Here is a 12429-nt window from a genome sequence, read left to right on the forward strand (position 1 = left end):
CCGTTCAGGTGCCCGGCCAGGGGGCGGTGAGCGGGGGCAGGTCGTCGAACGGGCCGGTCCACGCGTAGGTCCAGGCGACCGTGGAGTCGGACAGCGTCACCCGCACCCGTCGGTACTCCGTGCCCTCGTACTCGTCCACAGTAGACAACGCAGCTGCCGGTGCGGCCAGCTCCACCACCCACCCGGCCACGTCCGCCCCGCCGCCGGGGCGTAGTGCCGGGTAGCCGAGCCCGGTGTCGTGGAGCGTGCCGGGCAGCGTCGCGCGGCGGGGCCGGCCCCGGCTCAGCGGCTCGAGCAGCGGCCAGTGCGAGGCGCCGGGTTGGAGCGTGCCGTAGACGAACAGCCGGGGCGGGTGGTCCTCGGGTACGGGCTCTCCCTCGACCGGGAGCAGCGACAGCCCGTCGCCTGGCGCGGGCTCGCCGACCAGTGCCGCGGCGGCCGCCTGCGGAACCTCCGCGCACCGCACCGGTCGCCCGTCGACCAGCAGCGGGTAGCGCACGAACCGCGGCACGCTCCCGTCGGTCTCGGCGGCGACGTAGGCCAGCGGCCGGTCGAGCAGCGCGCCGTCGTCGAGCCGGACCTCGCCGCTGATCACGTTCGCCAGCCGGTAGCGGCTGCCGCGGCCCTCGCAGCGGTCGAGCACCGCGACCTGCTCCGCGGTGGCGAGCCAGACCGCGTGCCTCTCCACGACACCCGGAACCGCCGCGAGCGTCGCCGGACGTTGGTCGTCGACGACCCGCTGGCCCGCCGCCCAGACCGCGGCGAGCCCGGCGCACCGGGCCCGCAGCAGCACCGCCGGCCCGGCCAGCCCGAGCATCCCGCGCAGCCAGGTCAGCTTGGCCGGGCAGACGTTGGACCCATAGCAGAGCAGCGGCACCCGGCGGGCGAGCGGTGGGGCACCCCGGTCGGTGAGCCACTCGTCGAGGTCCACCCCGTCGGCGAGCCGCCAGCCGGACAGCGCCGTCGGGTCCGGTCGCAGCGGCCAGCCGGTCGCGTCGTCGTGCACGAACGAGCAGTCGGGCCGCCTCCCGGGGTAGGGCAAGGCCGGGTACTCCTCGTCGGAGAACACCTGGTCAGACTAAGGGACGGCACGTAATTCGTGATCAACCGCCCGAGAACCGCCCAACGCCAACCACAAGATCAGTTACGTGCCCTAGGGTGCGTCCGCACAGTCCTGGTCGATGGGCTTCGTGATCCAGGTCGTCGCTGGCAAGGCGGAGGGCAGGCCTCGTACCGGGTCGTACTTGGCCTGTCCGACAACGCCGCCAGCGGCGGGCTGGGCGCGAAGACCGCGATCGAGGGCTGTGCGGACGTGCCCTAGGTGTGGGGACCGGGTGGTCGGCTGTGCGACGCCATGACGGGCTTGACGAGGTCGAGTGCCCACATGAGGTTCGCGTGCAGGCGGTCGGGTGGCTCCGCGTCTTCCATGCTGCGTAGTGCGACCGCGACCAGGGCCGCGGTGACCGCGACTGCTTGGAGCTGGCTGAGGTGGTCGGGAAAGGCCGCGTGCAGTTGTGCGGCGAGCTCTCGCTCGGCCTCCTGCATGCATTGCACCGCACGGGCGGCGAGCTCGGGTCGCGACAGCAACAGCCGACGGCGGACGTCAGCGTGTTCGCCCAGCAGGTGGTCGGCCGCCTGCGGCAGGACCTGCGTGGCGATCCGTCGGAGCGCGTCGACGGGTCCTTCGTCTGTCGGCCGCGCAGCGAAACCGGCTCGCATCAGCTCCATCGCGGTGTCGAACTCGGCGAACAGTAGGTCGTCCTTGCTGCGGAAGTAGCTGAAGAAGGTTCTCGGGGCCACGTCCGCGGCGGCCGTGATGGCGGCGATCGTGGTCTGGTCGTACCCGTGTTCGGCGAACAGCTTGAGGGCGGCGTCGACCAGGGCGCGCCGGGTTCGGCGTTTCTTGCGCTGTCGCAGCCCCTCCTCCATGGCGGCAGTCTACGACTCCATGCAAAAATGCAATGATTGCAAAAATGCGATCACTGCGTTTATTGTGTCGGCATGTCCCGGACGCTCGCTCGGATCGGTTCGTTCGCTGCTCGCCACCGGTACTCGGTCATCGTGGCGTGGCTGGTGCTGGCAGCCGCGCTCGTCGCGCTCGGCCGGATCGCCGGTGGCTCGTTCGTGGACGACTTCGGGGTACCGGACTCCGGCTCCCAGGAGGCAGGCGATCTCACCAGAGAGCACTTCGCCAAGGCGGGCGAGGTGAGTGCGGACGTGGTGTTCCACGTCCGCAGCGGCACGGTTCGCGATGCCGGTCCGGCCGCGGCGATCCGCGGGATGCTCTCCGAGTTGGCCGTTCAGCCGCAGGTGACGGCGGTCATGGATCCGATCACCACGGGGCTGGTCAGCGACGACGGCAGAACCGCGTTGGCGAGGGTCCTGTACGCCGGGCCGGTCCAGGAACTCGGTGCCGCGGCGGTCCAGCGACTGCAGGACGCGGCCGCGTCACCTCGCGCGGCCGGGATCGAGGTGCAGTTCCGTGGCCAGGTCGTCGATGCCGCCAGCCCGCCCGAGACAGGGGTGGCGGAGGTGGCGGGGCTGGTGGCAGCCGTTCTGGTGCTGTTGTTGGCGTTCGGGTCCCTGGTGGCGGCTGGGTTGCCGATCGTGACGGCTGTCGCCGGGTTGGGAACCGGCTCCGCGCTGGTGCTGTTGGTTGGATCGGCGGTCGACATTCCCAGCGTGGCGCCGATCGTCGCGGTCATGCTCGGTCTCGGGGCCGGGATCGACTACGCGTTGTTCCTGGTCACCGGGTTTCGCCAGTATCTCCTCGACGGACTCGACGTGCCCACGGCGGCGGCGCGGGCGAACGCGACGTCGGGGATGGCCGTGCTGTTCGCCGGCGGCACGGTAGTGGTGGCGATCCTCGGCCTCTACGGGGCGGGCATTCCGTATGTCGGCGCGATGGGGCTGGCGTCCGCGTTGATCGTCGCGGTGATGGTGCTGGCCGCGCTGACCCTGCTCCCCGCGCTGCTCGGCCTCGTGGGCCAGCGCGTCAACGCGCTACGGTTGCCGAAGCTGGGTCAGGTTCGGCGCGGCGGGTCGCGGCAGACCGGCTCACACCGCTGGCTTCGCTGGGGCGAGCACGTCGGCAGGCGGCGGTGGCTCTACGCGGTCGGCGGCACGCTGTTGCTCCTCGTACTTGCCGCGCCGCTGCTCTCGCTACGGCTCGGCATGCCGGACGACCGGGTTCAGCCGGTGTCGAAGACGCAGCGTCAGGCCTACGACCTGATCACGAACGGCCTCGGCCCCGGCTACAACGGGCCCCTGCTGGTCGCCGTCGACCTACGAGCAGCGGATCAGGTTGTCCTTGAGCGGATCGTCGCAGCGGTCACCGCCGATCCCGGGCTCGCGGCAGTGACCCCTCCACAGCTCGGCGACGGGGGGCGGGCCGGTCTGATCACCCTGATTCCCGACAGCGCACCGCAGGACCCGGCCACCACCGCCCTCGTGCACCGGCTCCGCAACCAGCTACTGCCCAAGGCCTTGGCCGGCTCGGACGCGCGGGCCCATGTCGGCGGAGCGACCGCGGTGATGATCGACACCGCGGACCGGGTCGCTACCCGACTGCCGTGGGTGATCGCCGGGGTCGTGGTTGCCTCGTTTCTGTTGTTGCTGGCGATGTTCCGGTCTGTGCTGGTCCCGCTCAAGGCGGCGCTGCTCACGCTGCTGTCGGTGGGCGCCGCCTACGGCGTGATCGTCGCGGTCTTCCAGTGGGGTTGGGGGCTGTCCCTGCTCGGCATCGAGGAACCGGTGCCGATCATGTCCATGGTGCCGCTGTTCCTCTTCGCGGTGCTGTTCGGGTTGTCCATGGATTACGAGGTGTTCCTGATGGCCAAGGTTCGAGAGGACTACCTGGCCACCGGCGACGCCTACCGCAGCGTGATCACCGGCATGGCGGCCACCGGCCGGGTGATCACCTCAGCCGCGGCGATCATGGCTGTGGTGTTCCTCAGCTTCGTCGGCATCGCCAATCCGCTCGTGAAGATGATTGGCATCGGTCTGGCGGTCGCTGTCGTCATCGACGCCACGGTAATCCGGATGATGCTGGTGCCCGCGCTGATGAACTTGTTCGGCAAGGCCGCGTGGTGGTTTCCCGGCCGCGGACGCATAAGGGTCACTGGCATCGTCGAGTCGATCGAGGCGGCCGGGTCGGCACGCAACAGCGACAGCCCAATCGCAGAGACACCGCCCGGCAAGCCCTGACCTGCAGCGTTGTTGCCAGCTTGCGGAACTGACCCGGAAGAAACCCGGTGGACGGAGCAAGCTACTCCGACCGAGACGCTGTGATCACCTGCACCACATGGACATGATCAACTATCGACCGACCAAGCCCCTGCATCGGGGTCACGTGACGTGCCCTGAGCGGACTCGGGGACCTTCACAGGCGCGGCAAGGGCTTGCCGGGTGGCGTGATGATGTAGGCGATGCCGCCGGACCCGCTGGAGATCCCGCCCGAGCTGTTGTACCGCTTGGTGCGCAGCCAGATCGTCTCGAACTGCTCGCGCTGGTAGACGTGGCGTACGGCCTCGTTGTCGGGTGAGGCCGGGTCGTTCGCGATGACGTCGCCCTCCTCGGTGAAGCCGACGACGACCATGATGTGGCCGGCCGTGCCGTAGCCGGCCCCGTCGAGCTCCTCGGCGCGGAAGGACTGGGAGGTGATCACCGGGATGCCGGCGAGGATGAACTTCTCCACGTCCGCCAGCGAGGACAGCCGGGTGATGTGTCCGGACAGGCCGAAGCTCGCCGCGTAGGCGGTGTTGAACGGCCAGTTCCCGGTGCCGTCGTAGTCCTTGTCGTAGGTGAACCGCGCGGCGTGGTCGACGCTCGGGTCGGCGTAGGACGGGTCGACCCACGCCAGGTCCGCCGGGGAGGGGCCTCGGCCCCAGTACTCCACGACCATCTCCGTCGACGTGGGACTGCACCACGCCTCGCCGCCCCCGCCGTACTGCGGGTACTCGCCGACGTGGACGTTCTGCGAGTACCGGGGGACCGGCAGCTCGCGGCCCCAGGCGCCGGCCGAGGGGCTCGTCGGCACCGTGAACCGGTCGGGGATCGCCGAGGTCATCGCGCCGACCATGGTCAGCCGCGGCGTCAGCCTCGTTCCCGCCTCCCGGTACAGGGTGACTCGCAGCCGGTAGGAGCTGAGCGTGACGCCCGACCGCGCGACGAACGTGTCGACGTCGACGAAACCGTTCTCGTCCTGCTGACCGGACACCGTGGTGCGCTGGATGTCCTGGTCGCCGAGGGCCCAGCGGCCCATCACGAACCAGGGTGTGGTCGCCCCGGCGGTGGTCTGGCCCCGCATCTCCACCTGGAGCCAGGTCCTCCGCGGCGTACTGGCGTTCCAGGAGGCGACCAGCTGGGTCGCGTCGAAGCCGGGTTGGTAGGACGGTGAGGTCCACCGGCCGTACTCGTAGGTGCGGGTGGTGCCGAGGGCGGGCTCGGTGTGCTCGATGGAACCCACCGGCCGGCCGATCACCAGCCCGCCGCCCGGGCCGGGGCGAAGGCCCTCGACCAGCCCGGTCTGGAAGTCGCGCGGGGTGCGCCAGGGGTGGAAGTCGACCGGGGCGTCGGACCGGGGCTGCGCGGTCGTCGCCGGGGCGAGGTGCAGCAGGACCGCGGCGGCTGCGAGCAGCACGGTGAGCGCCTTCATGACGCTGATTTTCGTCCCTGCTTCTCGTTGTGTAAACCGCTTACGACTGCTCGGCCTCCAGCTCGGCGAGGAAGTCCGCCCAGAACTGCTCCACGCACCGCTCGTAGCGGATGCCCAGCTCGATCGTCTTGAGCTGCCACCGGTCGGCGTACTCGACGAGCTCCTCGCGCTGGGCGGTGTAGTCGTCGGCTCGCTGGCGGTGGGAGGCGTGGCGGTCGCGCGCCAGGCGCACGAGGTCGTCGTGCTCGCCGAAGCTCGCGAAGAAGAGCTTGAGCAGCCCGATGTCGCGCACCTCGACGGCGTCCTCGGTGCGCCCGGCGAGCCAGTCGCGCAGCGCCTCCCGTCCGGCGGGCAGGATCTCGTAGGTCCGTCTGCGCCGCCCGGTCTCCTCGACCGTCTCGGAGATCAGCCCGTCGGCCACCAGCCGCGCCGGCTCGTCGTAGAGCTGGGAGTGTGCGAACGCCCAGAAGTTGCCGACGGTGCCGGACACCCACTGCTTGAGGTCGTAGCTGGTGGCCGCCGAGTAGCTGAGCATGCCGAGGACGACGTAGGACGTGGCGTTGAGCTTGCGGCGCCTGTCCCGATTCTTCCCTGGTTCCGGCACCCGGACGACCTTACCGACCGGGTCCGACGAATGCGGCAAGATCGACCACTACGCCAGGCGGGCGATGTCCAGCTTCCCTTCGGCCGCGGCCGAACGGAGGACCTTCTTGTCGAACTTGCCGACGCTGGTCTTCGGTACCTCCTTGACGAACGCCCAGTTCTCCGGCAGCTGCCATCTGGCGACCTTGTCCTCCAGGAACTCCCGCAGCTCCTCCGCGGTGGCGCTGCCGCCCTCGGCCAGCACGACGGCGACCAGCGGCCGCTCGTCCCATTTCTCGTCCGGGACCCCGATCACGGCCGCCTCGGCCACGGCCGGGTGCGCCATCACCGCGTTCTCCAGGTCGACCGAGGAGATCCACTCCCCGCCGGACTTGATGATGTCCTTGGCCCGGTCGGTGAGCCGGAGGAACCCGTCCGGCGTGATCGCGCCGACGTCGCCGGTGCGCAACCACCCGTCGTGGAACTTCTCCGAGCCCTCGGCGCCCTCGGCCACCCGGTAGTAGGACTTGGCGACCCACGGTCCGGCCACCTCGAGCTCGCCGACCGCCTCGTTGTCCCAGGGCAGCTCGTTGCCGTCGTCGTCGACCAGCCGGGCACGCACGGAGGCCGGGAAGCGCCCCTGCAGGATCCGGTACTCCCAGGCCTCCTCCGGTCCGAGCCCGGCCGGTGGGCGGGACACCGAGCCGAGCGGCGAGGTCTCGGTCATCCCCCAGGCGTGGATGATCGTCACGCCGAGCTCGTCGAACGCCTTCATCAGCGCCGGCGGGCAGGCCGAGCCGCCGACCACCGCCCGGCCGAGCGGGGCGAGGTCCTGCGGCTGCTGCTGCAGGTGGGCGAGCAGGCCCTGCCAGATCGTGGGCACCGCACCGGCCATCGTCGGCCTCTCGGCGGCGATCATCGCGGCGAGCGGCGCGGGCTGCAGGAAGCGGTCGGGCATGATCAGCGAGGCACCGACCATCAGGGCCGCGTACGGCAGGCCCCACGACATCGCGTGGAACTGCGGCACGATCACCAGGGCGCGGTCGGACTGGGCCAGCCCCATCGAGTCGGTCATGCAGACCTGCATCGAGTGCAGCCAGATCGAGCGGTGGGTGTAGACCACGCCCTTGGGGTCGCCGGTCGTCCCGGACGTGTAGCACATCGCGGCGGCGGAGTTCTCGTCCACGGCCGGCCAGTCGAACTCGTCGGGCTGTCCCCCGACCAGGTCGTCGTAGGAGTGAACCGACACCCCTTCCGGGGCTTTCAGCGTGCTCGCGTCCCCGTTGGCCACGATCACGTGCCGGACGGTCTCGAACGTCGGCAGGACCTTCGCCAGCAGCGGGACCAGCGTGCCGTCCACCAGGATCACGTGGTCCTCGGCGTGGTTGGCCACGTAGGTGAGCTGGTCGGGGAACAGGCGGATGTTGAGCGTGTGCAGCACGGCGCCCATCGCGGGGACCGCGAGGTAGGCGACCAGGTGCTCGGTGTTGTTCCACATGAAGGTCCCGACCCGCTGGTCCCCGGTCACCCCGAGGCCGCGCAGGGCGTGGGCGAGTCGTGCCGCCTCACGCCCGACCTCCGCGAACGAGGTGCGCCTGGCCCCGTCGCCGGTCCAGGTGACGACCTCCGCGGAGGCGTGGACCCGACTGCCGTGGCGCAAGAGGTTGGCGATGGACAGTTGCCCGTCCTGCATGGTGCCCAACATCGCTGTTCAAGCTCCCTGGGTGACTCGAGCGGTCTTGAACCCGAACAGTAGTGCCGGAATGGCGCCATTGGACATGGGTAACGCTGCGTATCAGACCCCCAGAACGTGGGTTACCTGGGCTTTCGCCGAGAAGAATGCGCGTGTCGCGCGTATGTTCTGGAGCGTCGGTGTGTTTACTTGGCCGCGGCACCGCGGGGGAACGACCAGGTCAGGGCATGGTCGCGCCCGCTCGTGGGCCAGTGGAGAAGTCGAGCAAGGAAGGATCACCACGGTGGCTCTGCCCACGTTGACTCCAGAGCAGCGCGCTGAGGCGCTGGCCAAGGCTGCGGAGGCGCGCAAGGCGCGGTCCGAGCTCTTGGCGTCGATCAAGTCCGGTAAGCAGACCATCGCGTCGGTGCTCGGGCGTGCGAAGGACGACAAGACGATCGGCAAGACCAAGGTCGCGGCGCTGCTCAAGGCGGTTCCGGGCCTCGGCGCGGTGAAGGTCGCCGCCCTGCTCGAGCAGGCGGGTATCGACCCGGACCGGCGTGCCGCCGGCCTCGGCGAGCGCCAGCGTTCGGCGCTGATCGACGCGCTGAACTAACGAAATCGCTGGTCAGGGCCCGGCGGTAGTGGTGAGAGCCACTACCGCCGGGCCCTGAACGTGTTCAAAATCCTACCCGCGAGGGAGTTTTCCGAGCCGGGTCGTGGGCATGATGGGTCGTGTGACCTCTGGGCTCATGGCGGACTACCGGCCAGGTTCTTTCCTGCTCTCCTCGCCGCGGCGTGCGCTGCTCGCCACCGGTTCGCAGGCCGTCGTGACCGAGCGCGACCCCGAGGAGCTGGCCGCCCGGGTCACCAAGCTGCTGGTCGACTCGGACGTGCCGCTGGCCGTCGGCGCCCTCCCGTTCGACCGCGCGGCCGCACCCCACATCGTGCTCCCCGAGTCCGTTCGCTGGTCGGGGCCGGTGCGTCCGGCGTCCTTACCGAGCGCTCCGGTCGCCGCCGGGGCGACCGTGGTCCCGGTGCCCGCCCCAGCCGAGTACGAGCGCGTCGTCGAGCGCGCCGTCCAGCGGCTGCGTGCCGGCGAGCTGGACAAGGTCGTACTGGCCAGGGCGCTGCGGTTGCACCTGCCGGAGCCGGTGCGGGTCGCCGCGCTGCTGGCCAACCTGGCCAGGGACAACGCCAGCGGCTTCACCTACGCCGTGGACCTGCCGGGCGGCCGGACGCTGGTCGGGGCCACGCCCGAGATGCTGCTCACCCGTACCGGGCTGTCCGTGGAGGCGAACCCGCTGGCCGGCTCGATCCCGCGCCACCCCGACCCGGAGCGTGACCGCCAGGCCGCACAGCGACTGCTGTCCTCGGCCAAGGACCACGAGGAGCACCGTGTCGTGGTGTCCGCGGTGGTCGACGCGCTGCGCCCGTTCTGCCGCTCGCTTCATGTGCCGGACCAGCCCTCGCTGGTCAGCACGAGCGCCGTGTGGCACCTGTCGACCACGGTCACCGGGGAGCTGGCCGACCCGGACGTCTCGTCGCTGCGGCTCGCCACCGCGCTGCACCCCACCCCGGCCGTCTGCGGTGCCCCGTTCGAGGCTGCCAGGGACACCATCGCCGAGCTCGAGCCCTTCGACCGGGGCTTCTACGCGGGGGCGATCGGCTGGTGCGACGCCGACGGGGACGGCCAGTGGGTGGTGGGCATCCGGTGTGCGGAGATCGCCGAGCGCACGATGACCCTGTACGCGGGGGCCGGCATCATGCCTGCCTCGCGCCCCCGTCTCGAGCTCGAGGAGACCTCGGCGAAGTTCGCCACCCTGCTCAGGGCGATGGGGATGTCGATCGAGGCCCCCTCGTCAGCCGAGTGATCCGATGAGGTCGTCGGCCTGCCGTTCGACGACCTCCGGTGGCTCGTCGGCGAACACGGCCACGCTCGCCCGGTAGCCCTCCCCGGGCGCGAGGTCGGCCATTCGCACCCTGGCCGGGTCCACCTCCGGCGTCTCGGAGGCCAGCACGGCCGGGGGCTGGTCGTGGGCGGTGAGGGTGAACTTGCTCATCGCGACCGACATGCCCCGGCCGGTGGCCTTGACCACGGCCTCCTTGCGCGCCCAGTAGGTGAAGAACGCCGCCCGCTGCTCCGGCTCGGTTAACCGGGCGAACGCGGTCCGCTCCGCGGTCGAGAAGCTGATCCTGGCCAGGTCGGCGACCTCGGCGGCCCGGATCTCCTCGACGTCGACGCCGACCGGCACCTCCGCCACGACCGCGAGCGCCACCCACTGCCCGGAGTGCGAGATCGACACCTGCGGGGCGCCCTGCGCCACCACCCGTGGCTTGCCGTGCGGCCTGCCGCAGTCGTAGCAGCTCGCGTCCAGCGCCACCTCCTCCGGCGCGGTCCCGAGCCACTGCGCGGCCACGGCCCTGATCAGCGTTCGGCCGGTGAGGAAGCGCAGCTTGTCGACCTCCCGCCGGTAGTTGCCGTACCGCTCGCGCTCGGCCTCGTCGAGCAGCGCCAGCAGGCGCGGGCTCGCCGCGGCCGGACGGGCCCACCACACGTCGCATCGCATGCACAGATCATCGCGGGATGCGGCTCGGCGCGAGGGGCCCACCCCTGGGCGCACTACTCCGATTGGAGCTTGCGTTGAGGTTACCGTCGGGTAATTTAGCCCGAATCACGTCACGACCCTCAAGGAGGAGGAGCGTTGCGCCGCATCCTCAGCTTCGTCCTGCTCGGTCTCGGGGTGTTCGCCGTGGCGCTCGGCCTGTTGCTGCGCTTCTACGCGTACCCGCAGCTCGCCAAGGTGCCTCTCGACCAGAAGTCGACGTCGGTCGCCCAGGGGGACGGCATCACCGCGCTGGTGGTGGAGACCGTGGACGGGGCGCCCTCACCCGAGATCCGGCAGAACCTGAGCCTCACCTCCACCACCTACGTCACCGGTGACCTGACCGCGCCCGAGGTGGAGGAGGGCGGCGATGTCGCCGTGTACGTCGAGGCGATCAGGACGGTGGACGACGAGAGCGACATCGTGGTGAACGCCTCGGTCCGCTCGCTGTGCATCGACCGGTTCACCAGCGAGGCGGTCGTGCCCTGCGAGGGCCAGTACGTCGAGCAGGAGCGGGGCAACCGCGTCACCTCCGACCGCAACACCCTCCAGCAGCCCGGTATCAGCTTCAAGTTCCCGTTCGGCACCGAGGAGCGGGACTACCGCTACTACGACCTCACCGCCCGGACCACGGTCGACGCCCGGTTCGAGGGTGTGGACGACCTCCAGGGCCTGGAGGTCTACAAGTTCGTGATGGACGTCGAGCCCACCAAGATCGCCGACCGGAAGGTGCCGGGGTCGCTGGTCGAGCTCCCGGACCAGGCCTCGGTCGACGTGGAGATGTACTACCAGGTCCGGCGCACCGTCTGGGTGGAGCCGCAGACCGGGATCATCATTCGCGGCGAGCAGCAGGGCAAGCAGGAGCTGCTCACCCCCGGGGAGGACGTCGGCGAGGGCACCACGGTCTTCCAGGGCACGCTCGGGTTCAACCAGGCCACGATCGACGGGAACGTGGCCAAGGCCGAGGAGACCATGGGCAAGCTGCGCCTGCTGACCGAGTGGCCGCTCTACATGTGGATCGGCGGCGCGGTGCTGGTCGTGGCCGGCGCTGTCCTGCTGGCAACCACCGGCGGCACCCGCGGCCGCCGCCGGGCTTCCGGGGACGTCTCCTCGGTGCAGCGCCAGCCGGTGAACGCGGACCGTTAGTGCTTTTCGAGCACCAGGACGAGGTTCCAGGAGGCGAATTCACGCAGGACGGGTACGTGCACGATCCAGGTTGCCCACCACGGGTGGTATCGAGGTAGTGCTCGTACCATTCTTGCCTGCGCGCAGTTCCGTGCCCAACGCATTGCCGGTGCCACTCGGAATGCGAACAGGGTCTCGCCGAACCGGTTTTTCGGTTCACGTCCGTGTTTGGTCAGGTAGCGGCATCGGGCGAAGTGCCCGCCGAGGAAGTGCCACGGCGCCGTCTCGTGTCCTCCCCAGGGGGAGAACCAGGGGGTGAACGAAGCGAACACGGTCCCGCCCGGTCTGGTGACCCGGACCATCTCGGCGAGCATCGCGGCCGGGTCGGCGACGTGTTCCAGCACGTTCGACGAGTAGCAGACGTCGAAGGAACCGCTGCGTACGGGCAGTTCCGTGCCGCTGCCACGGATCATGCCGGCCGCCGGCTCGCCTCGCGCGGACAGCTCGCCGACGTCGGGGTCGATCCCGACGTAGTACGCGCCCGCCCCGCGGAAGGCGTCGGCGAAGTAGCCGGGACCACCGCCGACGTCGAGCACCGAACGCCCGGCCAGGGGTGCGTAGGTGGAGATCTGTCGCACCGAGTCCTCGGCCAGGATCTGGTAGAAGTAGTCCGGATCGGACTGTTCTCTGAGGAATGCCCGAAATAGACGGATAGATCTGGTCAGTGTCGCTTCCCGGCGACCGGGCGGCGATTCTGAATCGGTTCCTCGGCGGCTCCGTGCCATTGG

At 70.2% G+C, this 12429-nt stretch carries 11 protein-coding genes; 4 read left to right on the forward strand and 7 right to left on the reverse strand.

Going from position 1 to position 12429, the window contains the following annotated elements:
• Positions 1–4: 4 nt before the first annotated feature.
• Positions 5–1069, reverse strand: coding sequence for a gamma-glutamylcyclotransferase family protein (locus tag BU204_RS09775; protein ID WP_075125275.1), 1065 nt, complete (start codon positions 1067–1069; stop codon positions 5–7).
• A gap of 248 nt (positions 1070–1317) precedes the next feature.
• The gene (locus BU204_RS09780) at positions 1318–1929 is read right to left on the reverse strand and encodes a TetR/AcrR family transcriptional regulator (protein WP_075125276.1); all 612 of its coding nucleotides are present in this window, start codon (positions 1927–1929) and stop codon (positions 1318–1320) included.
• 72 nt (positions 1930–2001) lie between these two features.
• Here BU204_RS09780 and BU204_RS09785 point away from each other — a divergent pair, with 72 nt between their 5' ends.
• A complete protein-coding gene (locus BU204_RS09785) occupies positions 2002–4206 on the forward strand; it encodes an MMPL family transporter (protein ID WP_075125277.1) in 2205 nt (734 codons plus the stop codon).
• Between the two features lie 175 nt (positions 4207–4381).
• Here the strand turns inward: BU204_RS09785 and BU204_RS09790 are convergent, their stop codons facing one another.
• Genes BU204_RS09790 through BU204_RS09800 form a run of 3 tightly spaced genes read right to left on the reverse strand, consistent with a single transcriptional unit; the run spans position 4382 to position 7943 of the window.
• Positions 4382–5656, reverse strand: a complete 1275-nt coding sequence (locus BU204_RS09790; RefSeq protein WP_083661156.1) for a C39 family peptidase — start codon at positions 5654–5656, stop codon at positions 4382–4384.
• 40 nt (positions 5657–5696) lie between these two features.
• Positions 5697–6260 (reverse strand): PadR family transcriptional regulator, encoded by a 564-nt coding sequence (locus tag BU204_RS09795; RefSeq protein ID WP_083661157.1) that lies wholly within the window; start codon positions 6258–6260, stop codon positions 5697–5699.
• Between the two features lie 48 nt (positions 6261–6308).
• Positions 6309–7943 (reverse strand): long-chain fatty acid--CoA ligase, encoded by a 1635-nt coding sequence (locus tag BU204_RS09800; RefSeq protein ID WP_075125278.1) that lies wholly within the window; start codon positions 7941–7943, stop codon positions 6309–6311.
• Between the two features lie 271 nt (positions 7944–8214).
• Here BU204_RS09800 and mihF point away from each other — a divergent pair, with 271 nt between their 5' ends.
• Both mihF and BU204_RS09810 read left to right on the forward strand, forming a co-directional pair.
• On the forward strand, positions 8215–8526 hold the full coding sequence (mihF, locus tag BU204_RS09805) for an integration host factor, actinobacterial type (RefSeq protein ID WP_075125279.1): 312 nt from the start codon (positions 8215–8217) through the stop codon (positions 8524–8526).
• Positions 8527–8638: 112 nt separating this feature from the next.
• Positions 8639–9784, forward strand: a complete 1146-nt coding sequence (locus BU204_RS09810) for an isochorismate synthase (protein WP_233159939.1) — start codon at positions 8639–8641, stop codon at positions 9782–9784.
• On the opposite strand, the gene BU204_RS09815 is transcribed toward BU204_RS09810, so the two are convergent.
• A complete protein-coding gene (locus BU204_RS09815; protein WP_075125281.1) occupies positions 9773–10480 on the reverse strand; it encodes a 4'-phosphopantetheinyl transferase family protein in 708 nt (235 codons plus the stop codon). The genes BU204_RS09810 and BU204_RS09815 overlap by 12 nt on opposite strands.
• A gap of 135 nt (positions 10481–10615) precedes the next feature.
• Here BU204_RS09815 and BU204_RS09820 point away from each other — a divergent pair, with 135 nt between their 5' ends.
• Complete coding sequence (locus BU204_RS09820; RefSeq protein WP_075125282.1) at positions 10616–11662, forward strand: DUF3068 domain-containing protein; 1047 nt, start codon at positions 10616–10618, stop codon at positions 11660–11662.
• Here the strand turns inward: BU204_RS09820 and BU204_RS09825 are convergent.
• The gene (locus BU204_RS09825) at positions 11659–12354 is read right to left on the reverse strand and encodes a class I SAM-dependent methyltransferase (RefSeq protein ID WP_075125350.1); all 696 of its coding nucleotides are present in this window, start codon (positions 12352–12354) and stop codon (positions 11659–11661) included. The two genes, BU204_RS09820 and BU204_RS09825, sit on opposite strands and share 4 nt — an antisense overlap.
• Positions 12355–12429: the final 75 nt, after the last annotated feature.

This window comes from Actinophytocola xanthii (assembly GCF_001921205.1).
Taxonomy (GTDB): Bacteria; Actinomycetota; Actinomycetes; order Mycobacteriales; family Pseudonocardiaceae; genus Actinophytocola; species Actinophytocola xanthii.